Annotated in this window: 19 protein-coding genes and 1 pseudogene; 8 read left to right on the forward strand and 12 right to left on the reverse strand. The window is 63.5% G+C overall.

The features are described from left to right. Positions 1-706 precede the first annotated feature (706 nt). Both HX881_RS33300 and HX881_RS33305 read left to right on the forward strand, forming a co-directional pair. Positions 707-1045: pseudogene (locus HX881_RS33300) on the forward strand (methyl-accepting chemotaxis protein); the annotation flags it as partial. Positions 1046-1096: 51 nt separating this feature from the next. After that, positions 1097-1477, forward strand: a complete 381-nt coding sequence (locus HX881_RS33305) for a CZB domain-containing protein (RefSeq protein ID WP_244861912.1) — start codon at positions 1097-1099, stop codon at positions 1475-1477. A gap of 3 nt (positions 1478-1480) precedes the next feature. Here HX881_RS33305 and HX881_RS22665 read toward each other — a convergent pair whose 3' ends face one another. Beyond that, positions 1481-2344 (reverse strand): LysR family transcriptional regulator, encoded by an 864-nt coding sequence (locus HX881_RS22665; protein WP_017129432.1) that lies wholly within the window; start codon positions 2342-2344, stop codon positions 1481-1483. 99 nt (positions 2345-2443) lie between these two features. Here HX881_RS22665 and HX881_RS22670 point away from each other — a divergent pair, with 99 nt between their 5' ends. Beyond that, positions 2444-2839, forward strand: coding sequence for a DUF4280 domain-containing protein (locus HX881_RS22670; RefSeq protein WP_017129431.1), 396 nt, complete (start codon positions 2444-2446; stop codon positions 2837-2839). Positions 2840-2842: 3 nt separating this feature from the next. Here HX881_RS22670 and HX881_RS22675 read toward each other — a convergent pair whose 3' ends face one another. The 11 genes from HX881_RS22675 to tssB form a co-directional block, all read right to left on the reverse strand. Then, complete coding sequence (locus tag HX881_RS22675; protein WP_177086701.1) at positions 2843-3388, reverse strand: toxin-antitoxin system YwqK family antitoxin; 546 nt, start codon at positions 3386-3388, stop codon at positions 2843-2845. Between the two features lie 9 nt (positions 3389-3397). Continuing rightward, positions 3398-5407, reverse strand: a complete 2010-nt coding sequence (locus tag HX881_RS22680) for a type VI secretion system Vgr family protein (RefSeq protein ID WP_177086703.1) — start codon at positions 5405-5407, stop codon at positions 3398-3400. A gap of 50 nt (positions 5408-5457) precedes the next feature. Then, the gene (locus HX881_RS22685; RefSeq protein WP_177086705.1) at positions 5458-6180 is read right to left on the reverse strand and encodes a M91 family zinc metallopeptidase; all 723 of its coding nucleotides are present in this window, start codon (positions 6178-6180) and stop codon (positions 5458-5460) included. A 48-nt stretch (positions 6181-6228) separates the two neighbouring features. Next, entirely contained in the window at positions 6229-7059 is an 831-nt protein-coding gene (locus HX881_RS22690; protein WP_177086706.1) for a hypothetical protein, read from the reverse strand. 64 nt (positions 7060-7123) lie between these two features. Further along, positions 7124-9682: a type VI secretion system ATPase TssH gene (tssH, locus tag HX881_RS22695; protein ID WP_177086886.1), complete on the reverse strand. Its 2559-nt coding sequence runs from the start codon at positions 9680-9682 to the stop codon at positions 7124-7126. A gap of 2 nt (positions 9683-9684) precedes the next feature. Beyond that, positions 9685-10704, reverse strand: a complete 1020-nt coding sequence (gene tssG, locus HX881_RS22700; RefSeq protein ID WP_177086708.1) for a type VI secretion system baseplate subunit TssG — start codon at positions 10702-10704, stop codon at positions 9685-9687. Beyond that, on the reverse strand, positions 10668-12461 hold the full coding sequence (gene tssF, locus HX881_RS22705; RefSeq protein WP_177086710.1) for a type VI secretion system baseplate subunit TssF: 1794 nt from the start codon (positions 12459-12461) through the stop codon (positions 10668-10670). Before tssF ends, tssG begins: the two co-directional genes overlap by 37 nt. After that, positions 12445-12894 (reverse strand): type VI secretion system baseplate subunit TssE, encoded by a 450-nt coding sequence (gene tssE, locus HX881_RS22710; RefSeq protein WP_177086712.1) that lies wholly within the window; start codon positions 12892-12894, stop codon positions 12445-12447. The genes tssF and tssE overlap by 17 nt, the downstream gene beginning before the upstream one ends. 15 nt (positions 12895-12909) lie before the next feature. Continuing rightward, positions 12910-13407, reverse strand: coding sequence for an Hcp family type VI secretion system effector (locus HX881_RS22715; protein ID WP_103033076.1), 498 nt, complete (start codon positions 13405-13407; stop codon positions 12910-12912). A gap of 76 nt (positions 13408-13483) precedes the next feature. Next, positions 13484-14971: a type VI secretion system contractile sheath large subunit gene (tssC, locus tag HX881_RS22720; protein WP_017129424.1), complete on the reverse strand. Its 1488-nt coding sequence runs from the start codon at positions 14969-14971 to the stop codon at positions 13484-13486. Positions 14972-14999: 28 nt separating this feature from the next. Then, positions 15000-15551, reverse strand: a complete 552-nt coding sequence (gene tssB / locus HX881_RS22725; protein WP_017129423.1) for a type VI secretion system contractile sheath small subunit — start codon at positions 15549-15551, stop codon at positions 15000-15002. A 246-nt stretch (positions 15552-15797) separates the two neighbouring features. On the opposite strand from tssB, the gene HX881_RS22730 reads away from it, so the two are divergent. From HX881_RS22730 to tssA, 5 genes are read left to right on the forward strand one after another with little or no spacing between them, the layout of a single operon-like run. Further along, entirely contained in the window at positions 15798-16229 is a 432-nt protein-coding gene (locus HX881_RS22730) for a type VI secretion protein (protein ID WP_425503536.1), read from the forward strand. 43 nt (positions 16230-16272) lie between these two features. Continuing rightward, positions 16273-17604, forward strand: coding sequence for a type VI secretion system baseplate subunit TssK (gene tssK / locus HX881_RS22735; protein ID WP_042937092.1), 1332 nt, complete (start codon positions 16273-16275; stop codon positions 17602-17604). Between the two features lie 18 nt (positions 17605-17622). After that, positions 17623-18384, forward strand: a complete 762-nt coding sequence (locus HX881_RS22740) for a DotU family type IV/VI secretion system protein (protein WP_177086716.1) — start codon at positions 17623-17625, stop codon at positions 18382-18384. Next, positions 18381-22190 carry a type VI secretion system protein gene (locus HX881_RS22745; protein WP_177086718.1) on the forward strand — a complete coding sequence of 1270 codons (3810 nt, stop codon included), beginning with the start codon at positions 18381-18383 and terminating at the stop codon, positions 22188-22190. Before HX881_RS22740 ends, HX881_RS22745 begins: the two co-directional genes overlap by 4 nt. Continuing rightward, on the forward strand, positions 22187-23290 hold the full coding sequence (gene tssA, locus HX881_RS22750; protein WP_177086720.1) for a type VI secretion system protein TssA: 1104 nt from the start codon (positions 22187-22189) through the stop codon (positions 23288-23290). Before HX881_RS22745 ends, tssA begins: the two co-directional genes overlap by 4 nt. Positions 23291-23630: the final 340 nt, after the last annotated feature.

Below are 23630 nucleotides of genomic sequence, written 5' to 3' on the forward strand. Positions count from 1 at the left end.
GCGGATGCTGCAGAGTCTAGGGCGGCTGGGGATCAGGGCTTGATGGGAAGCGACTTTTGTTGACGTGATTGTTTCCGATGGGGGGTAAAGGCTGCCGGCCCCTTCGCGGGCAAGCCCGCTCCCACAAGTTTCGGGTCGTGCACAAACCCTCGCCTCGACTCGAACACTGTGGGAGCGGGCTCGCCCGCGAAGAGGACCTCCAGAACGCCACAAGCCCATGGTAGTCATACTGACTCCCATGGTCGATATGACCGCATTTTTCATCGAGTCATAACGACTCCAGGCCTCTCACAGGCCTTGATTTTAAAGGCCCCGGCAACTGGCACGGATCATGAGTGGCAAGATGGCATCAGCCTCAGCTACGGACCTCCCCATGATATTTGTACGTGCCAGCCACCATCGCGCCCTGCTGCAGGACAATGCCCGCCTCAATGGCGAACTGGACCAGGCCCGGCAACGCATCGCCGAGCTGGAGTCCGGTCGCGATTGTCGGGAACAGCAGGCCGCGCCGACGGCCGAACTGGCGTTCTACCAGGGATTGGCGGGTAACCTGCTGCAATTCGGCCGCTCCATTTCCCATGTCGGCGAGTCCTTCGATTACCTCAACCTGCGCCTGGTGGATAACAACCACAGGGCCAAGAGCGTGGCCGTGGCGGCGATCCAGAACAAGCAGAAGTTCGGTGTCCTGCAAGAGCAGACCCATGTCATGCAGGACGGACTGGCGGACCTCGACGAGCAGATCTCGCGACTGGTGATCCGCGCCAGCGAGATCGACCGGATCGTCGGTCTGATCAGCGCCATTGCCAACATGACCAACCTGCTGGCGCTCAATGCGGCTATCGAGGCGGCACGGGCCGGTGAGTCGGGTCGTGGTTTCGCGGTGGTCGCCAGCGAGATCCGCGACCTGGCGGAAAAGACCGCCAGCGCCACCCAGGACATCATTCGCGAAACCGCCGATATCAAGGCGATGATCGGTGTCGCCCAGAGCAGCATCCAGCAACAGGCCAGCACCGCCAGCGTGTTTCATGGCCTGACCAACGAGGCCGGCGGGGCGATGTTCGAGGTCTATACCCTGGCCCAGCGCATGCAGCAGGAGATGAGCCAGTCATGCTTCCGGGCGGGTATCGAGCAGGCCAACCTGGCCGAGCTGTCGCTGAAGGTCTCGGTCTACGAAGGCATACTCGGGGAGGCTGTGGAGGCGCCGTTGATCAGCGACCATGACTGCCCGTTCGGTCGCTGGTACTACGGCGAAGGCAACCAGCAGCTGAAAAGCTACAAGGCCTTCAACCGCATCGAGCGTCCCCATGGTCTGGTGCATTCGGCCGGTGCCGAGGCCCTGGCCGCCCACCGCCAGGGCCGGCTCGACGAGACCCTGGTGCAACTGGCGGTGATGGAGCGCTCGAACGTGGAAGTGATGGACATCATCCAGAGTGTGCTCGCCGAGCATGAACGGCGGGCGCAAACCAGCCCGGTCTGAGACTCAGATCATCGGGTCCCAGCGCTGGGACCAGTCGCTGTCGGCCTTGACGATCTCGCGCAGCAGCTCGAAGGCCCTCTGCAGGGTGGCCGAGTCCCGCTCGCGGGCATACACCAGATAGGTCGGGTAACTGAACTCCGGCGCCTTGGGCACCCGCTCCAGGACGCCGCTGTCCAGATAGCTCTGCACCACCCGGGTACGGAAATACCCGGCGCCGCCGTTGCCGAGGATGAATTGCAGGGCCACCGGCCCCAGGTTGAAGCTGGCGGCGGCCCGCGCCTTGTCTGGCAGGGCGGCGTCGTGCTGGCGGCGGAAGTCTTCGCCCCAGTCGATGTACACATAGGGCTCGGGCTTTTCCGCCAGGCGCACCAGGATCAGCTTTTCCTCCAGCAACTGCTCCACCTGCAACCCCGGCCAGTACGCCGGCTGATAGACCAGGGCGGCATCCAGCACACCCAGTTCGAGCTGGCGCAGCAACTGCTCGCCGTCGCGGATTTCGGTGCGCAGGGCATGGGTCGGGATCTGCTCGCGCAAGGCCTTGGCCCAGCTGAGGATCAACGGATTGCACAGGCTGACCTCGCCGCCGATATGCAGCACGTTGTTGAACCCGTCCGGCAGCGGCAGGTCGCGGCGGGCGGCTTCCCAGGTCTGCACCAGCTGGTTGGCATAGACCACGAAGGCCTCGCCATCTGCCGTCAGCCTGGCGCCGGCACGATTGCGCACAAAGAGCGTGGCATCGAGCTGGCTTTCGAGTTTCTGCACCCGGGCGGTGATCGCGGTCTGGGTCACATGCAGTTTCTCGGCGGCGGCCACCAGGCTGCCGTAGCGGGCGATTTCGAGAAAGGTGCGGGCGAGGTCGATATCCATGGGGCGTCCGTGGCGCGAAGGAAAGACAGTGTAATCGCTAACGAGCCGATCTGGTCTACGCTGCCAGTGTCCCGCAGCCAACAGGAAAAGGAGAGCGCCATGGGCAGTCCCCAGGTGTGCAGCGGCGCCACCCTGCAATGCAGCTTCGGCGCCGCGCCGGGCATGCTCAACGTCTTGCCGATCAACCGGGCCCTGACCAGCAGCATGCCCGCCGCGAATATCATGGACTACATTCCGCTGGTGAACATCGGCACCTTCGCCATGTGCCAGAGCATCGCCAATCCGATGGTGGCCGCCGCGACCGCCGCCGCCCTCGGCGTGCTGACCCCCATGCCGTGCATCCCGGCCACCGCCGCTCCCTGGATTCCCGGTGGCCCGCCGACCCTGCTGCTGGGCAGCATGCCGGCGCTGGATGCCAACAGTTGCGTGATGTGCACATGGGGCGGGGTGATCAAGATCGTCGTGCCGGGGCAGGTGCAGATGCTGATTCCCTGAAACTCAGGCTTCTTCCGGACCTTCACGGCGCAACCACCACCAGCGCCAGCGCGAGATCGGCTTGCCCTCTGCGTCCAGCGGACGACCGTCCTCGGCATAGGGCTGTCCGGCATCGAGCAACTGGCCGTTGCGATAACGGCTGCTCAGGGCGAGCTGGCCGTTCTGATGGAAGCGCTGGTACAGGCCGTCGCGCACGCCATCGCGATTGTGCTCGACTTCCGCGACGCTGCCATCGGCGAAGTAGTTGGTCGCCTCGCCATGCAGCAGGCCGTGACGATAACCGGCCTTGCGCTGCAGGACGCCTTCCGGGCTGAAGAAACTGGCGATGCCGTGGGTTTTCCCGGCCTGGTAGGGCACCTGGGCCGAGACCTTGCCGTTGGGGTGATAGAGCGTCGACAGCCCCTGCAACTCGCCCTGGCTGTAACTCAGGCTGGCCTGGGGACGCCCGGCTTCCTCGATCTTCAGCGGTCCTTCCAGCTGGTCGTCCAGCAGGCGGCCGGTGAGATGGCTGTCGCCGCGTATCAGGTCGAGCTTGGTCGACTCACTCATGTGCGTTCCTCAATTGACCTTCACCAGGCCACCCTTGATGGTCAGCATGCCGCCGCCGTCGACGGTCTGCTCGGCACCGCCCTTGTTCATCAGGCTGACGCCCGCATCGTTGGTCATGGTGGTGCCGGCCTTGTTCTCCAGCGAGGTGCCGGCCTGGTTGCTCAGCGAGGTTCCGGCCTTCTGGCTGATGGAAGTCGCGGCCTGGGCCGCCAGGTCGGCATCGCTCTTGATGGCGAAACTGCCGCCGCTTTGCAGGGTCAGGGTGCCGGTCACCTTGATCGTCAGGTTGCCGTCGACGGTGAGGTTGTAGTTGCCGGTGACCTTGTGCTCGTAATTGCCGCCGGTGCTGTGGGTCTGGTCGGCACCGACCTTCACCGTACGGCTGTCCTTCACATCGAGGGTATCGCTGCCGGTCTGGATGGTGACGCTGCGCTTGCCCTTTTCCAGGGTCACGGTTTCGTCGCCTTCTTTCACCGTGCGGGTGCGGGCGTTCTGCACCGTGAGGGTTTCATCGTGGCCGACGGTGGCGGAGGTGTCGTTGAGCACATTGATCTTGAAGTCCTTCTGGGCCTGGAGAAACACTTCCTCGGCATCCTTCTTGTCCTCGAAGCGCAGCTCGTTGAACCCGCCGCCGCCCTTGGACGAGTTGGTCTTGATCCCGGACTGGGTCTGGTTCGCCGGCAGCGCATAGGGCAGGGCGTTGTCGCCGTTGTAGACGCAGCCGGTGACCAGCGGCCGGTCCGGGTCGCCGTCGATGAAGGTGACAATCACCTCCTGGCCGATCCGCGGCACGAACTGCATGCCGAAGCCCTTGCCGCTCCAGGGCAGGACCACGCGGACCCAGCAGGAGCTGGTTTCATCGTTCTTGCCGTCGCGGTCCCAGGGAAACTGCAGCTTGATCCGGCCATATTCATCGGTCCAGATTTCTTCGCCGGACTTGCCCACCACCAGGGCGGTCTGCGTGTGCATGCGTGGTTTGGGCGTACTGCGTGTCGGGCGAAAGGCGGTCGCCTTGGGAATCGCCTCGAAGCGATTGCGGTAGTTTTCGTGATCGACTTCGTGGGTCACCGACGTCACGACCCAGTCGATATTCAGGCTGGCGTCATCATGACCGGTGAGGGTGAACCAGTGCCCCGGCACCAGCCAGCGGCAATCGCTTTCGCCGACAAAGCGTTTTTCCTGGCTGCGCAGGGCATCCACCCGCTGTTTGGTCAATGTATCGCCGCGGGCCTTGGCGGTGTAGCCGCCGGGATGCTCGTAGATCGAGCGCGGTCCGGCAACCGCTTCGGCCTGGCCGTAGAGCGAAGTAGTGGGGGTGGTGAATTCGTAGTCGGTGGTCTTGTAGGTCCCGGCGACGGCCTGCAGGCACTGTTGGCCCGAGCGGATGCCGTGCAGTTCGCGCACGCCGATTTCCTGGCCCAGGTACGGCACTTTCGGTCCGTTGGGGATCGGCGGGAACGCGTCATTGCTGTCCGCCAGCACCAGGGTGTGCTTGCCGTCCTCATGGGTGAAGAACCAGAAGATGCCTTCTTCCTCCAGCAGCCGCGAGACAAAGGCGAAATCCGTCTCGCCGTACTGGATGCAGTATTCGCGCGGGGTGTAGCTGCCGGTGAGCGAGAGTTTGAAATCGGTGAAGGCATGGGCCTTGAAGATCGTGGTGACGATATCCGAGGTACTGAGGTTCTGGAACACGCGGTTGTTGCTGGCCAGGGTCAGCCACCAGAGCCATGGCCTCAGCACCAACTGATAGCGCTCGGCCGTGGCATCGGCGGGTAACTGGCGGATTTCGGCGACCAGGGCGTCCAGCGGACGAAGCAGGGCGTCGTTGTGCAAGGTGGCGGTGACATGGGTGGCGATGGCGGTGGACAGGGTGAGAGTGGTGCCGTCGTTGAGGCCGTTGAGAATGTACTGGCCAAGGTGGTTCAAGGACTCGTCACCGGAGACGGATTCAGGATACAGCGCCGCGAGTGATGAGGCGGTCAAGGATAAGCTGGTGTTGGCATCGGTGGTGCGTGACATCGAGTGATCTCAATTGAATGACTAAACGGTGTTCCGGACCATCATCATCTTTAAGAGTAGGGTAGAGAATTGGGGGGCAATAACCCGGGGCTGTGACCGGCCCGTTGTTGTAGCCCGAGTTCTCGTCGAAGGTTGTTTTCGTTGAGATGTGCATCTTGTGGGCTGGTCCGTGGGCGTTTCCCTTCAGGAACCCCTTCGAGACCAATAGTGAAAATTTCCTCTGTCGGCAGAATGAAACCTCCCGTGTTTATACTTCCTTTGATGATACGCAGGCTGTGTCGGAGTTCGTGAAACAATTCCACGTAGCTTGGACGCGAGAGCCGGTATGTTTCTAACTCGGCGGCATAATCGGGAGCGTACAGAGGCTCTGAAGGGGTCGAGTGAATAGCAATTTGCAATGCCAGGTTCGTATCATCTGGATCCCAGATGCACCAAGCCCAGCAAGGTATGTTGCCTGGTCCATGCCCTTCAACTCCTGCCTCTGCATGATTGCTCATTAGCGCGGGCCGTCCAACGGCATCGTTTTCTTCTTCAGGCAATATAACAATGACCGTATGGGTGTTCAGTATCGGAACCCCGGTCTGTGGCGTCGCCTGAATTGTGAACTTATCAATCAGCCTTTGTCCGATGACAGTGTTCGTGTGCAAGTGCGTCAATGCAGCATTGACCTTTTGTGCATAAACTGGGAGCAGCGCCGCCTCAGGCCCGGTAACACCTATGCAGATTCCTGGATACAGAGAGGGGCTGGCAACGTAATTCTCGATGGATGGCATGATGTTTCTCCAACCCATTAATGGGGCTACGACGGTCGGCTGTTTTTTTTATCCGTTTTTTGTTTTGAACAGACGGATATTTTCCCAAGGCCAAGGTTCGCTTGCCTTGGTCCAGATACGTGCGGTAAACCAGTTTCCAAGGATTCGCTGGGACTTCAGGTAGACATAGGTGGGGGAGTTTTCCTTGAGTTTTCCTCTATAGTATTCGCAGTTATTCAGCAAAGCCTGCTCGATATTCATGCTTTCCACGTCTTCTGCGTGAAAGATGGCGGCGTTGGGGAAGTGCTCGTGTAATGTCTTCCCTGCCTCGGAGAACTTCTCCTCCATGAAATGTGTCATGTATTCTTTTTTGTATTGATCTGTGTCCCACAGGATGTTTGTCTGGCGGGTGGTTTCGTCCGATATCTTTTTTCCTGTGACCAGAGTGGGGCAGGGTTTTCTGAAAATTATCACGAACAGTTCGGTGTTACTTGAGACCAGGCGAACACTGCAGTTTTTGTTATTTGGGAAAAATTTTACCCACTGATCCCAATCACCGCTGGATGGGCCTACAGCCGCCAGTGATGCATATTTTTCTCGATAGGGGTGATTGTGAAAATTTCCAATGTAGTGGTCTGTTGTATATAGTTTCTCGCTATTTAGTTTAACGCTGTCGTGCTGTCCGGTGTACACAGTGACTTGAGTTGGAGATGTGTGTTCAAGCGTTATTTGGTCGTTCTGCCAAAGCAGGTTGGTGCCCTTTTCTTTAACTTCATTTTCTGAGGCGCTTATGATTTTCATGAGCTCTGCGGTCAGGGTGATCGGTATTTCCAGCCATGAAGGTGTGTATGTGTTGGGCTCGTCACTAAGCAAGTTGCCTACGTGGGTGTTTATGTTCATTTTTTTGCAAACTCTCAATATGCCCGAGTAAAGGTTTCCAGTCTTGGAAATCCCCCTCCTTGCTTTACTCCAACACCCACTCCGCCAGTTTCCCCGTCACCTGGGTCATCAACACATTCTCGACATCCCTGGCACCCGCGGCGCTGCACTTGGCGAGTACGGCTTTCACAATCCCGGCATCAAACTCGAACTGCTTGCCGGTCGCGGCCTTGTAGCGCTCGCGCAGTTTCTCCAGTTTCGCCAGCACAATGCCTTCAAGGGTCGTCTCGTCCAGTGGCCGATAAGGCACGATCGTCATGCGCGCCAGGAACGCCGGGCGGAAGGCTTGCAGCAATACCTGGCGCAGATGCTCGTTGAAGGCATCGGTGCCCAGTTGCGCAATGGGGGTATCCAGGATCAACTCCGCGCCGACATTGCTGGTGGCCAGCATCACGGTGTTCTTGAAGTCCACCACCAGCCCGGTACCGTCTTCCATCACGCCCTTGTCGAAGACGTTGTAGAAGGCTTCCAGTACATCCGGATGGGCTTTTTCGATTTCGTCCAGCAGCACCACCGAATAGGGTTTGCGCCGCACGGCTTCGGTCAGTACGCCCCCGCTCCCATAGCCGACATAACCGGGCGGGGCGCCTTTCAACTGGCTGACGGTGTGGGCTTCCTGGTATTCGGAGAGGTTGATGCTGATCAGGTTGCGTTCGCCGCCATACAGGGCATCCGCCAGGGCGTAGGCGGTTTCGGTCTTGCCCACGCCGGTGGGGCCGAGCAGCAGGAATACCCCTACCGGCTTCTGTGGGTCGGTCAGCCCGGCGCGATAAGCCTGCAGGCGCTGGGCGATGGTTCCCAGCGCGGTGGTCTGGCCCATCACCCGCTGGCCCATGCGCTGGCCGAGGGTGCGTACGGCGTGGGCTTCGTCGGCGAGCATCTTGCCCACGGGAATTCCGGTCCAGCCGGCAATCACCGCCGCCACGGTTTTCGAGTCGACCTGTTCCGGCACCAGCGGATCGTCCTGGCGGATGGCATCGAGCCCGGCTTCCAGGCGCACCAGTTCGGCAGCCAGGGTATCGATGCGGCCATCGGTTTCCTGGTCGGATTTACCGTTGTCCAGGCTGTCGCTCAGGGCCAGCAATTCACGGCGTTTTTCCAACAGCTCGCGTACTGCCTCGCGCTCTTCACCCCAACGGGTTTCCAGCTCGCGGATGGCTTGCAGATTGCCCGTGGACTCGCTTTCCAGCACGGTGATACGTTCGCGGTGGTCCAGTCCCGTCGCCTGTTCGCGGCGCAGACGGTCGACTTCCTCCTTCAGGCTCTGCTGGCGATGGCGCAGGCTTTCCAGCGGAGGCGGCACGTCATGTTGACCGAGGGCGACCCGGGCGCAGGCCGTGTCGAGAATGCTGATGGCCTTGTCCGGCAACTGGCGCCCGGAGATGTAGCGATGGGACAACTTCACCGCGTCGTGAATCGCGGCATCCAGCACTTGCACACCGTGGTGCTGTTCCAGCTTGGCCGCCACCCCGCGCAGCATCTCCACGGCGGTGGTTTCGTCCGGTTCTTCCACTTGCACCAGCTGGAAACGCCGGGCCAGGGCGGGGTCTTTCTCGAAGTATTTCTTGTATTCCATCCAGGTGGTGGCGGCCAGGGTGCGCAACTCGCCCCGGGCCAGCGCCGGCTTGAGCAGGTTGGCCGCGTCGCTGCCGCCTTCGGCGCCGCCCGCGCCGATCAGGGTATGGGCTTCATCGATAAACAGGATGATCGGCTTGTCGGCACTGCGCACCGCATCGATCACCCCCTTGAGGCGTTGCTCGAACTCGCCCTTGACCCCGGCCCCGGCCTGCAACAGGCCCAGGTCCAGGACCCGCAGGCTGACTTCCTGCAACGAGGGGGGGACATCGCCGGCGGCAATGCGCAGGGCCAGGCCCTCGACCACCGCGGTCTTGCCGACCCCCGGGGCGCCCACCAGGATCGGGTTGTTCTGCCGGCGGCGCAGGAGGATATCGATGCACTGGCGGATCTCGCCGTCGCGGCCGACGATGGGGTCGATTCGCCCGGCGTGGGCATCGGCGGTCAGGTCCTGGGTGTACTGGTCCAGCACCGAGTCCTGCGCCGAGTTGCGGTGGGCGGGCTTTTCCGTGGCCGCGGCAGCCGAACGTTTCGGCCCGGTATGTTCGCGGGAGTTCTCGGTCCATTCCAGCAGGTTGCTGCGCAGGGCATCCCGGGGGATTTTCAGCAATGACGAGGCGCTGTTGAGCAGCAGGCTGCGCCGCTCGTCGCGGTCGAGCAGGGCCAGCAGCAACAGCCCCGAGCGAATGCTGTCGAGGCCGAGCACGCTGGCCTGGACTACCGCGTCTTCGAGCAGGCCGATGGTCTGTGCCGACAGCGCCGGGGTCCGGGTGCTGCCGGACTTGAACAGTTCCAGGGCCTTGTTGATCTCCGCCGACAAGGCATCGCGCTCCAGGCCGAAGCGCGGCAGCAGCCAGGCAAAGTCGCCGCCTTCGATCTCCAGCAGTTCCAGCAGCAGGTGCTCGATTTCCACATAGTGATGACCCCGTTGCAGGCAGCGCTGGGCGGCCTTTTCCAGGGCGCGACGGTTGTCGGCGTTGAGGCGTCCGATCAGGCTGCCCAGTTCCATGCTCAAGCGATCTCCAGTTGGCGCAAGCGGGTTTCGATCCGTTGCACATGCTCAGTGGGTTGCGCTTGCAGGCCGCCATTCCAGCTCAGTTGCGGCGGTGCGACGCTGTCGAGGGTCATCGGTCCGGCGCCGCGGATCAGCAGGGTCAGGCTGCAATCCAGGTCGGGGCCGAAGTACAGGCCGGCGAGGGCGGCCAGGGCCGGATGCGCTTCGCCGTCGGGGAGAAAGCGCACGGCCTGGTGATTGGGCAGCGGGCCGAGGGTCAGGCGGATTCCGGCATGTTCATCCCAGACCCGCGTGCCGGCGACGGCATCGCGGCCCAGGGTCAGGTTGCGGCCGCCGGGCTGCATGCGACTGCGGCTGGCCGGGGGGATTTCCCGCCAGGCGCCGATATAGGCCTCGGCTGCCACCGCGACGTTGAAATGCTGGCGTACCACCGCCGCGAACCCCGCCAATGAGCGTCGCCCACCGGCAAACAGCGCACTGCGCGCCAGTACCGCCGCGTCGGGCAGGGCACCGCGGTCATGCAGGGCCTTGGGCAGCAGGCCACTGAGGGCGCGCAACTGGCGGTGTACCGGTGTCGCGGCGGGCAAGGCAAAGCCCACGGCGACCCGATGCTTGCGCATCACCCGATACAGCAGGCTGATCAGTCGATGCTGGAACAGATCGAGGAATTCGGCGGGGGCGTGGTCCTTCTGCCGGGCCCGTTGTTGCAGCCATTCCTGGTCGGCATAGGGCAGTGGCCCATCAGGGCCGCCGAGACCGAATACCGGCGTGGTCAGCACCGGCTGCCGACCCTCGGTTTCCTTCAGACTTTCCACTTCACTGCTGGGAAACAACGGCGTCAGCGGGCCACGTAGACGCACGGCTTCGGCATCGGGAGCGGTGCCGGTGCCCAGCGGCACGGCCTGCGGACGTTCGCATTCGAGCAACAACAGAGCCTGCAGCAGCTCGAAGGCCTGCGGGTCGTCACGCAGTTGCTGACTCAGAGGGACAGTGGCTGGCCGGGTTGGGGTTGCCATGTCTTGACCTCCTTGTCGGACTGGACCAGCACCGTGCGCACAAAGCGGTTGGCGGTGGCATAGAGTGAGAAGAACTGCGCCAGGACCGCGGAAAACAGCACCGCGCTATGGCCGACGAAAAGTTGCGGATCCAGTTGTACCCGCACTTCCAGGCCATTGCGCCAGCCACGCCAGGCATCCTCGCCGACATGGGCGACCACCCGTTCGCAGGCCAGGCCCAGCAGGCCTTCGATCTGCCGGCGGGCACTGGCCTCGTCGCGCAGGTTGTGCAATTCGAGGATTTCCTTGAGGGCATCGAGGGCCTGCGGGCCTTCCACCAGTGACAGGTGATTGAGGGTCAGTTGCGACACCAGCTTCCAGCGCGATTCACCGCCCAGGTGCGGCAGACTCTGCGGGCTGGGCGGATTGCGCAGGCGTGCCCAGGCCACCGGTCCCGGGCGCTCGAAACCCAGTGGCGTCCCGGCACCGAGGCTTTGTGCCAGGTGCCGGTTGGTGCACAGCAATTCGGCGGTGACGCTGTATTGCGGCGCGTCCTCGCGGGGTTTGAAGCGGGTGTCCACCAGGCTCAGCATCAGGTCGCTGCCCAACCGATTGGGCGTCAGCCCGGTGATGCGGCGGGCATGCCAGTACAGATGGCTTTCGCCCAGCGCATGCTGGCTGCCGTAATAGGCCGGGACCTTCTGCACGCCCTGCGGGGTCATGGCGCGCAGGCCGCGAATGCTGTGGATCTCGACGCTGTTTTCCCGATGGCTGTCGGCGATCAGCCGGTACTCGCTGCGGGTGCCGTCCGGGCGCAACGGTTCCGACGTACGCGGGAACAGGTTGAGTGCCGGGCTGCAGCCCAGCACGATATCGCTGGCCTGCAGGTGCAGGCGACTGCCGGGGGTGTGATCGAACACGAAGTACAGGTAGAGGCTTTCACTGTCGTCCCGGCCACCACCGAAGGGCACGTCGAAGAAGCTGAACTTGTCCGGAAAGGCGAAGTACTCGGCCAGCAGGCGCAGGCCCGGATGGACGCCGTCTTCTTCCGGCAACAAGGCCTCGTCGCCGGCGAAACCGACAATCCGTGGCAGGCCGCCGAGGGGCCGCGGCGGGCTGCCGGGCGGACCGGCGAGCACCTGGGTGGTATGGGCGCCGAGCAGGTCATAGAGCCTGGCGTTGACCACCGGCGAGGCGGCCAGGTGCAGGCGCAACTGTTGGGCTTCCAGCTCCGACCAGAGGGTCTTGCCCTGGCAACGAAAGCTCAGGCGCAGGGCCGAGCGGGCCTGGTTGGCCCCGGTCAGTGCCTGGGCCTCATCACTGTCGAGCAACAGCGCCTCGGTGATCTCCAGCGGCCACAGGTTGACCTCGGCGCTGGTGCGGAAATGGATGCTTTCGCCCTTGCGGGTGGTGACGAACAGCGGTGTGTCCCGGGGCATGCGATAACCGGCGGCCAGGTTGCCTTTGCTCGGGTCCGGCTGGAACTGGACGATGGCGCAGGAGGGCAGGGGGCGCACGGCCAGGGGATAGAGCTGTTCCAGCAGGGCGTCGCTGAACTCCGCGTAGTCATCGTCCAGCCGGCGTTGCAGGCGTGCGGCCAGCAGGGCGAAACCTTCCAGCAGGCGTTCGACATGGGGGTCGGGGCATTCGCCCGGCGACAGTTCCAGGCGGCGGGCGACCTTGGGGTATTGCTGGGCGAAAATGCCGCCGGCATGCCGCAGCCAGGTCAGTTCCCGTTGGTAATAGTCGAGCAGTTCGGCATCAATCGAGTCGCTCATGGCTGACCTCGAGACCCTGGTGGGTCTTCTCGATGACAAAGGCCACCGGCCAATGTCGATGACCGCTGCGCAGGGCGCCATGCAGGACGATGCTCAATTGCTGGGGCTGGCCTTCCACCGGTTGCACATCGACCTCGTCGAGGGCCAGGCGGGGTTCGAAGTGTTCCACGGCCTGGCGGATTTCCCGGGCCAGCTTGCGTCGGTCGTCGCTGCGCTGGCCTTGCAGTGCTGTCCAGTCGGCGACGCCATAATCGAGAATGCTGGGCGGCGAGGTCAGGGCCTCGCGCGCCCGGCGCGTGTTGAACAGGCGCAGCAGTTCGCCGCGCACCGAGTCGGCCAGTGCCTGGTGATCGAAGGCTTCCAGCGCCTGCGCTTGATCCTCGCCACCGGCGAGGCGCTCGAACAGCGGGGGAAGAATACCGGTCGCTGACATGGCCGCCCGGTTCCCTTACTTGACCAGCTTGTTGGCAGCCATGTCCCAGGTCGAAGCGGCCGTGCCTTCCTTGGTACCGTCGTCTTTCTGCGCGGTGAGTTCCCATTTGATCTTGGTGAAGTTCAGCGAGATGGTTTCCACCGGCTTGCCGCCGGCACCGCCGCTGACGCTGACGTTGGACAGCACCACGTTGGTCAGGGTGTAGATGATGAACGGCAGCAACTGCCCGCTGCCTTCGGCGGCGTTACGGCCGATGGTGATCTTCGCCTCCGGGATCGGTTTGCCGGCGCAGCAGTATTCATTGAGCGACGGGGTCGAGGTGTCGACGAACTTGGTCAGGGTGAATTCGCCGATATGCGGCTTGCCCGACGTCCGTTCCGAGTTGCTGACGTCGTTGGTCACTTGCATCGCCACGTTGTGGCTGTAGGACATGATCTCGATCTTGTCCTTGTAGCCCTCGAGCAGGCTGTCGCCTTTGATGTCGCCGCCGAGGTCGAGAATGATTGCATCCATCGCCTGAAACTCCTGAAAGGGTGGTCACTGCAAAGAAGGGGGAAACCCGCCGACCAGGTGGTCGGCGGGCACAGGCTCAGGCTGCGACCGGTGGTGGCAGGCTGGCGACCAGGCGGATCGAAGCGGTCAGCTCTTCCAGCTGGAAGTGCGGCCGCAGGAACACCGTGGCGCGGTAGGCACCGGGCTTGCCGGCGATTTCCGTGACATCGACGCGGGCTTCGCGCAACGGGTATTGCGCCTTGATTTCCTGGGGCGCGTTGTCGTTGATCAGCACGTAGTCGGCGATCCAGTTGTTGAGGTAGGTCTGCACGTTGTCGCGGGTCATGAAGCTGCCGACCTTGTCGCGCATGATCACTTTCAGATAGTGAGCGAAGCGCGACGCCGCCAGCACATAGGGCAGCATCGCCGAGATCCGCGCGTTGGCGTTGGCCTCGTTGGTGTTGTAGAGCTTGGACTTGTTGGTGGTCTGGCCGCCGAAGAAGACCGCGACGTCGCTGTTCTTCTTGTGGCACAGGGCGATGAAGCCGAGGTCGTTGAGCTCCTTCTCGCGGCGGTCGGTGATCGCCACTTCGGTCGGGCACTTGAGCGACAGGTCGCCGGAGCTGGTGCGGAAGGTATGGGCCGGCAGGCCTTCCACCGCGCCACCGCCTTCGGCACCCCGGATCGCCGCGCACCAGCCGTATTTGGCAAAGGCCTCGGTGATGCGCTGGGACAGGGCCCAGGCGGCATTGCCCCAGAGGTATTTGCTGTGGTCCGAGCCGTTCACGTCTTCGACGTAGTTGATGCCTTCCACCGGCTTCGTGTCGGGGCCGTAGGGCAGGCGCAGCAGGGTATGCGGCAGGACCAGGGAAACATAACGCGAGTCTTCGCTTTCACGGAAGGAACGCCACTTGATCAGTTCCTGGCTCTCGAAGATCTTCGACAGGTCGCGGGGCACGGCCAGTTCGGTGAAGCTGGTCATGTCGAACAGTTTCGGGCTGGCGGCGGCGATGAACGGGGCGTGGGCCGCGGCCGCGACATTCGACAGTTTCTCCAGCAGGCCGATGTCCTGGGGGTGGCGACCGAAGGTGTAGTCGCCCACCAGCAGGCTGTAGGGATGGCCGCCGAGGGTGCCGTATTCGTCTTCGTAGATCTTCTTGAACAGCGAGCTCTGGTCGAATTCGACGGCTTTTTCCAGGTCGTTCTGCAGCTCTTTCTGGCTGACATTGAGCAACCGCAGTTTCAGCCGCGAGCTGGTCTCGGTGTTCTGCACCAGCATGTGCAGGCCGCGCCAGGAGGCTTCAAGCTTCTGCATGTCCGGGTGGTGATAGATTTCGTTGAGCTGGGCGCTGATCAGCTTGTCGATCTGGCTGATGCGGTCGTTGATCATCGCCACGGTGTCTTTGTCGATCGCCATGCCTTCATCGAGGACCTGGGTGGCGAACTCCGCGAGCATGTCGCGGGCATATTCCTGCTGGCTGTCGTCGTGGGCCATGCGCCCGTCGGCAATGATCTGGTCCAACAGGGATAACGTCTGGGTACTGCCTTCGCTGCTGGTATTTTCGGCACTGGCTGAACTGGGCATGACAAATCCTCCGTGAGTGGGTGGGCGATCAGGCTTGTGGCTCTTCGGCAGGGGCGACGCCGTCTTCGTTGGCGGCCGGGGTGTCCTGCACGCGGGCGGACGACTTGATCTCCTGCAGGCCTTCGGTGTTGGCGATCACGTCGCGCAGCAGCTTGTCCAGGTCGTCGTTGCCGTCGAGCTTGGTCAGCAGGTCGCGCAGGCGCTGGCGGGCCTCGAACAGGCGGCGCAGCGGGGTGACCTGTTCCACCACCTTGACCGGGTCGAAGTCGTCGATATGGCCGAACTTCAGTTCGATATTGAGCTTGCTGTCGTCATTGGCCAGGGTGTTCCTGACCTGCAGCACCGAGCGCGGGGCGATGGACGTGAGGACTTCGTTGAAGTTGTCGCGGTCGATCTCGACGAAGCGTCGTTCGCTGAGTTTCGCCGGTGGATTGACGGGCTTGCCCGACAGGTCGGCGAGGATGCCGACCACCAGGGGCAGTTCCTTTTTCTCGATGGCGCCGCCGGTCTCCACGTCGTAGGTGATCTGGACGCGCGGCGGACGAATCCGGTCGAGCTTGTGCTGGGTACTTTCGGCCATTTGGGCTGACTCCGATGCGTTGAGCGGGCGCAATGCATCGGTTGCCCGTGATCGCATCCCTTGCCGAACCGCGAAAGCCAGACAGGGGGTGGAGAATGCGATCCTGCCAATCCTTCGACGGTCCCTCCGATTCGTCGCGATGACGAACTACCCAAGAAGCTAGAACAGGTCTATAAAAAAGCAAGGCAAAACGCCATATGACCTACACAAGAAAGGGAAAATTCAACTTTGTGTCAGAAAATTCTTATATTTGTAGCCGCGCTGATACTTTCCGGCTGCTCGTTTTTCGGACCCAAGGTCGGTGTGGCGAGCCTCACGCTGGACGTGGCGCCCCTGGCCAACGACAACACGCCGATTGCCGTGGACTTCGTTGCGGTGAAGGACCCCGACCTGCTCAAGCAACTGGCAGGGATGAGCGCCAAGCAGTGGTTCGGCGAGCGTGAGCAGTTCCAGCGTGATTATCGCCAGCAGTTGAGCGTGTGGGGACTGGAGCTGGTTCCCGGGCAGTTTGTCGCCGAGCAGGACTTCCCGTTGAAGGGCGAGAAGGCGGCTGGACTTTTGGTGTTCGCCAGCTATAACACTCCCGGTGCGCACCGGCTCAGGCTAGACGACCAGCGGGAGGCCTGGCTGAAGTTCAACAGCCGGGAAATGAGTCTGTTGAATCCGGCCGATCGCTGATCCGCGCCGCTCAGGAGCACTATCGGATGTCGAAGGGAGACGTATGAGTCTGTTACCTGATGCGGTCTGCTGGTACGAGGGGATGCAGTTGCTGCCCCAGCACTTCCAGTTGCAGGGCCTGCGGGCCGAAGTCCTGGCCGCGCACCTGGCCAAGGCGGGCAACCCGTGGTTCTGGGGGGTCGAGCAACTGGAGATCGATCCTTCCGCGCTGTGCGCCGGGCAGGTGCGGATCCTGTCCCTGGAGGCCACCTTTCCCGACGGCTTGCCGGTGACCCTCGACGCCGCCGATGGCGCGCGCCTCGAGCTGGACGTCGGCGATGCCATCGATAACTCGATTCACTCGATGGTCACGGTGTACCTGGCGGTCACTCCGCTCTGGCGGGCGGGGCAGTTGCGCGAGCTCAAGGGCCGCCTGCAATCGTTGACCAGCGAGTCGCTGCAGGACCTCACCAGCGGCCAGAATCCGCAGCCGGTCACGGTCTGGCGACCCAATCCGCACCTGTGCACCGACACCAACAAGGCCGATTCGGTGTGCCTGCCTCTGCTGCGTATCCGCAAGGAGGGCGGCGGCTTTGTCCAGGTGCCCTATGTGCCGCCGACTGCGCGGTTGCTGCCGGAGTCGCCATTGGGACGGCGAGTCGCGGCTCTGTGCGCGCGGAGCCGGGAAAAATGCCTGTTTCTCGCCGGTCGCCTGCGCCAGGCGCAACAGGCGGGCAGCCAGGAAGATGCCGCTGAAATCCGCCGCCAGCTCGGCGCGCTCTGGGCCCGCCTGCCGGAGGTCGAAGGCCTGTTGAACAGTCGCGTCGCCAGTCCCCGGGACCTGCATGGGCTGCTGCTGGGAATGGCCGGGGGCTGGTCGGTCCTCGACCCGCTGGCCGGTGTGCCGGCGTTCATGCCGCTGGATTATCTGGAACTGCAGCGCGGCTACGAAGAAGTGCTGAACTGGCTCGAGCTCGGCCTGGAACTGATCCGTGTCGGTTATCGCTGCCTGCCGTTCGAGCAGTCCGGCGAGCTGTTCTCCCTGCAATTGCCCGAGCGCCAGCCCGAGCAGCGCCTGGTGATCGGCCTGCGGATGCCCGCCGGGGCCGGCGAAAGCGCGGCGATCGAATGGCTGGAGCGCACCATCATCGCCTCCGACAGCAACCTGACCGTGCTGGCCCGGCAACGCATGCCCGGGCTGCGGCACCAGGTCATGAGTCGCCAGGAGCAGGTGGCCTACAGCGTCGGCAGCGACACCCGGCTGTTTGTCGTCGAGGCCCGCGGCGAGTGGTTCGACCCCGAGCAACCGCTGCACATCATCGCCCCGGCCTCGAAGCTGGCGGTCAACCCATGGCAGATCGTCCTGTTCGTCGAGCAGGCCAGCGAAGCACCGTAGTCAAGGAAGGGGAAGGCAATGCCAGATGGGAGCGTCGGAACGGGGTTGCAGCAGTCACCCTTGAGCAGCGCCTTTCGCCAGGCCTGGTTGGAGTGGCTGGAGGCCTGGAACGGCTTGAACAAGGACGACGAGGACGTGCCACGGCAGGTCGGCACGGTGGCGGAGTTTTCCACGAAGATCAGTCGCAAGCTCTGGCGCAGCGCGTTTGCCAGCGTCGGTGACTCGGCCGAGCATCAGGTCAAGGCCACGGTGTATGCCTTTGTCGCGCTGGTTGATGAAACCCTGTTGTACGCTACCTGGCCGGGACAGCCGACCTGGCAGAGCGACCCCCTGGAGTCGCTGCTGTATGCCTCGCGTCATGCCGGCGAGCAGATCCCCCTGGCCATCGAGAAACTCCTGGCCGACGAGATTCCCGCCAGTCGTGACCTTGCCAATGTCTACCTGCAATGCCTGATCCTCGGCTTCCATGGGCGCCTGCGCGGGGAAAGCGGGCTGGCCCTGCATGAGAAATGGCGCCATGCGCTGTTTGCCTTCGCCTGGCAGCGCGAGGCGGATTATGTCGATGTCAGCGATTGCCTCGAACGACCGAGCAACGTGCCGGCGCGGCGTCTGCCGATTCGCCAGTCGCTGCCGGACGGCCTGCGCCTGGGCCTGGTGATTCTCGCGGGGACGCTGCTGCTGATCGGTCTCAGCCACTACTTCTGGTACGACATCAACGCGCAGGTGCAATCGGCGATCCAGCAGGACGGCCCTGATGCTTCGGTGGAGCAGAATCCATGAGCCCGCTGGCGATTGTCGCGTGGGTGGTCGGCGTGCTGCTGGTACTGGCCTTGCTGGCCGTGGCGATCTGGTGGTTGCGCACCCAGAGCGGCGCGGCGATTCGCAGTTTCTACGGTGCCGTGCGGCACATGGAGCAGGAACAGGGAGTACAGGACCGCTACCAGTCGCCCTGGCTGTTGATGCTCGGCAACGATGCCCAGGGTGCGCAGCTGTGTTCCAGCTGGCACCTGCTGCCCACGGACAAGCCGGCCTGGTTCGGGCGCTGGTGGTCCGATCCCGACGGCGCGGTGCTGGTGGTGCCGGAGTCGTTGTTCCTGCCGGATGAAGGACTCAAGCTCAAGCGTGGCAGCTGGTGGCGCCTGCTCGGCCTGATCCTGCGCCTGCGTGCCCGGCGACCGCTGGACGGGGTGATCTGGACCGTCTCGGCCAGTCGCCTGTGGGATGACGAACAGGCGGCGGCCCTGGGCATCGCTGCCCGCCGGCGTTTCATCGACCTGTTGCAGCGCCTGGGCCTGAGCCTGCCGGTGTATGTGGTGGTCACCGAGATGGAGCAGATTCCCGGCTTCCAGGAACTGATCGCCGCGTTGCCCAAGGAGTCCCGCGAACGGACCCTCGGTTGGACCTCGCCGTTCGCCCCGGAAACCCTCTGGCAATCGGAGTGGAGCGACCAGGCGCTGGACCAGGTGACACGAGTGCTGGTGGAGGCGATCACCGAAGTCGGCGCGTTGTCCGGGCACCTGGGCGAAGACCTGTACGGCCTGCCGGAGCGTTTCGAGGCCCTGCGCCGCAACCTGCAGACCCTGCTCGATCCGGTTTTCCAGGGCAATGCACAGAACGAGGCACCGCGCTTTCGCGGGATATATTTCACCGCCAGTGAGGCGCCGGGCTCGGCTCCGGTGTTTTCCGCCAGCGATATCCCGCTGCTGCAAAGCACCTTCTCGCGGCAGCTCTGGCAACGGCGGATCGTCGCCGAGCAGGGGTTGGCCCAGGTGGTGCCACGGCTGTTGCGGTTGCGGCAGCGCTGGCAGCGGGTGGTCGGTGTGACGGCGGCGCTTGTCGGGCTGGTCTGGGCGGTGGCGATGGTGTGGGTCTGGCAGGACTCGCTCAAGGATGCCCGGGAACTGGCGCGCCTGCTGGAGGGGGCACAGAAGGGCTATGTCACGGTCGTTGATGATAATCACCGGCTGGGGCCGACCCGGCGCAATGTGCAGGCGTTCTGGCAACTGATGGAGCAGTCGCCGCGCTGGCACTTCACCTCGCTGGTATTGCCGACCTCGTGGTTTTCCTATCTCGACCAGGAGCGTGACCAGATACTGCGGGAAGTGGCCATGAAGCATATGGTGCTGCCGCTGCGTGATCTGTTGCAGATGAACCTGACGCAACTCAGGGCGATCCAGAACACCGACCGGCGTCCCAATCTGGAAAGCGAGGATCCGGCGCAATGGCAGACCTACGTCAAGTCCAGGGACCTGGTGGAGCGGGCCACGGCGCTGGAACAGCAATACCTGTTGTTCACCAAGGCCGGGAACAACCGCAAGACGCCGCTGGATGACCTGGCGTCCCTGGGCAACCTGGCCCTGGGCCTCAACCTCAACGCCGCGACGCTGCACCGGGCGGCGTTCTACAACCAGCACCTGGCGAAGATGGAGCTGTCGAACCTGATCCACCTGGACTTGCCCACCGAACGCCTGACCATCGGCGGCAACTTCAAGGAACTGATGGGACGCTGGCTGGACCAGTATTACCTGGCCGAGAACTTCGTCCGCCAGGCCGGCTACCTCAAGCTGCACCTGGACCAGCTGGAGTCCGGTGCCGTGAATTCCCTGACGGAGCTGGAAGACCTCAAGGCGATGATCGACGACCTGCAGGCGGTCGTCAGCCTGACCAACTCGGCATGGAGCCGGGGCAAGGGCCAGGATCTGGTCCCCGGCTACAGTGCGCTGATGGACAAGGTGCGCCAGAGCGCGCTGCTCGGCGCACCACTGGAGCAGAGCCTGGAGGACCAGGCGTCCAGGCTGCAGCAGAGTTTCCGCGACCAGTGGATCGCCAAGGCCGGTTCCCGGGGCAACCTGCTGATCCAGCAGGGCAGCGGACAACTGGTGTTGCAGGAGCATGTCCTGCAGTTGAACAACGCCATCGCGGCGCTGTTTCGTCGCGACTTCGTCGCCATGGCCATGCGCGCCGACGACAGCACCGGGGGCAGTTATCAGAGCCTCGACAGCGACGGCCTGAACAATGCCCTGACGTATTTTGCCAGCTACAAGAATTACGCCAGCGAGGAAATGCCGCGTATCCCGCCGGCCTATCGCGGGCCGATGCTGCGTGCCGCCGAGAATGCCGCGGCCAAGGCCATGTGGCTGAGCCTGGAAAGCAGTCGTGGCCAGGTTCCGGGGACGGCGTCGTTCAATATCAAGACCGATCAGGCCCTGGCGGTGCAAAGCGCGTTCATCGAACTCAAGCGGGCGGACCTGGCGAGCAACCTGCAGAACTCCCTCAATCGCCGGGCACTGGCCGAGGTCGGCAGCGGCCTGGAGCAGATCAATGCGCAGGCGGTGTTCCATGAACGGGTCGATATCGACAGTTGGGACGGGTCGAAGAACCTCGGCCTGCAGTTGTTCCGGGCCAACGACGTACCGGACCTGAAGCTCGATCTCAAGCAGCAGTTCAGCAGCATGCAGAGCATTGCCGAGGCGCGGGCACCGGCGCTGGAGTGGCTCCGGGCCCAGCAGCAGAACCTGGGGGCGGGGGATTATGAGCGGTTCACGCGCCTGAACTCCCTGCACGATGAGTTGCTCAAGTACAAGGAACAGAACCCGGCCAGCTCGCCGGCGTTGATCGAGCAACTGGTCAGTCGCGACTTTATCGACATGGATGCCAGCAGTTGTGGACAGATCCTCTCGTCGGCCAACCTGCCGGCCGGCCAGGGTGAATTGGCGTTGCGGGCAGTGGCCTTGCAGCAGGGCGCGATGCGCCGTTGCCAGGCGTTGCAGCAGGCACAGGCGGTCAGTGCCTGGAACGAGCTGGCGGGCTACTTCAACCAGTACCTGTCCGAGCGTTTTCCGTTTTCCCACGGTATCCAGGCGACTGACGCCGAGCCGGCGCGGGTCCAGCACCTGCTGGAGCTGATCGATACACGCCTGCCCAAGGCCCAGGCCGGACTGGTGTTGAGCCAGTCACCCGAGCGGTTGGCGGCGGCGGATTTCCTCGAACGCCTGAAACAGGCGCGGGTCTGGCTCGGGCCCTTGTTCCAGCGTGACCCGAGCGGGATGATCGGCTTCGACATGGACGTGCGCTGGCGTACCGACCGCGAGGAAGAACGGGGTGCCGACCAGGTGATCGCCTGGGGCCTGAATGCCGGCAGCCAGCAGATCAACTACCCGGGAGACGCCCAGCAGCGCTTGCGCTGGATGGTCGGGCAACCGATCCGCCTGACCCTGCGCTGGGCCCGCAACGGACCCGAGCGGCCGGTCAGCGATCCGTTGCAGCCGAGCCTGGCGGTGGCCGACCTGGAAGCCGGCTGGGAGTATGGCGGGCCCTGGTCGTTGTTGCGGATGATGCGTTCACACCTGTCGGTGATACGCCAGCCGAGCATGGACTACACCGATTTTCCGCTGACCCTGCGCCTGCCGGTGCGCGGTTCTGTCAATGGTGACAGCCAGACCACCATGTTTATCCGCCTGTCGTTGATGACCCAGGGCGGCAAGCTGCCGTTGTCGCTGGCCCCGCTGCCGGTGCGGGCACCGTCGTCGCCTTTTTCGAGTTTTGGCACGGCCAGCACCGTGACCGGTAATCAGGGGGCGTTATGAGTCAGCCAGACGGAGGATTGTCGCTGTTGGTGGAGCCGCTGCTCGAAGCGATTTCCGTGGACGCGCCCTGCGGGCAGAACCTGCGCTACGAGGCCGATTACGATCGCCTGCGCGAGCTGCGGCGCGAGGATGACACCAGCCTGCCCAAAGGGGTCTGGGAAAAGGAGATCAAGCGGGCCGAGTGGGCCGGCGTCGAACAGTTGGCCAGCGACATCCTGGTGGGGCGCAGCAAGGACCTGATGGTCGCCGCCTGGCTCGGCGAGGCCTGGCTTCATCGTCACGGGCTCGAAGGCCTGCAGGCGGGCCTGGCGTTGTTGCTGGGGTTGTGCGAGCGCTATCCCGAGCAGGTGCATCCGCAGGCCGAGGACGGCGACCAGTCCTGGCGGGTGACGCCGGTGGACTGGCTGGTGCGGCGCTATGCCGAGGTGCTGCATACGCGGGTGCCGTTGTTCGCCCCCGGTGGCAGCAACGGATTGGCCGGATTGAGCCTGTATGGCTGGCAGCAGTTGCAGGGCCGGCAAGTGCTCACCGGCGACAACAAGAACGCCAAGGCCATCGTCGAGACGGCGCGGCTGGAACAGCAGAAGGTCAATGAACTGATCCGCGCCACGCCGCTGTCCTGGTGGCTGCACAGCCAGAACCTGTTGCTGGCGTCGTTGCGCCAGTTGGAGGCGCTGGAGCAGTGGACCGACCGTTACCTGGGGGAACTGGCCCCGACCTGCAGGCCCTTGCGTGAGATCATGCAGGCCTTGAGCACACTGACCCGGGAGTTCATCGCCATGCACCCGCAGCAGCCGGAGCCGCCCGTGGCGCCGATCGAGAACACTGTCGAGGAGGACCGGGCGGTTGCGCCGGCACCCGCTGCCGAGGCCACGGAGCAGGCAAGCCGCCCGGCCGCGCCGCGCAATCGCGAGGAGGCTTACCGGCAACTGCTGCTGATCGCCGACTACCTGGCGAAGACCGAGCCCCACAGCCCGGTGCCCTATGTGGTGAAGAAGGCCGTGGAGTGGGGCAACAAACCGTTGAACGAGCTGCTGTCGGAGCTGATCTCCTCCGATGCCGAGGCGCGGCGGGTGTGGACCTTGCTGGGCGTGTTGTGACAATTCTCGGGCAAGGTCGCTGGCCTGGCGATTTTACGTCTAGACTGTCGTGAGTATTGCAGCCAGAGCAGTGCAACAGGCCTTACTGTCCAGGGTACTGGTCGGGGCCGGATGTCTGTTTCACCTGGGAAAGGCAGTAGGCGCAGTGATCAAGTCAGTTCCCCGTCGTGTTGAAACGGCTTTCGAATGCCGGCGAGCAGGCGTTTGAGTCGTAGGGTGCGTGCCCACGTACCCATCAGTTGTAGCGCGTAGTCGATCGTCACCAGCACCCCCACGAAAACACCAATGTGCGAACTGCCAAGGCAGCGCTTTGTCCGTTCGAATGGGAGGGTGTCATGAC

The organism is Pseudomonas gingeri (genome assembly GCF_013386115.1).
In the GTDB taxonomy this organism is placed as follows: Bacteria; Pseudomonadota; Gammaproteobacteria; order Pseudomonadales; family Pseudomonadaceae; genus Aquipseudomonas; species Aquipseudomonas gingeri.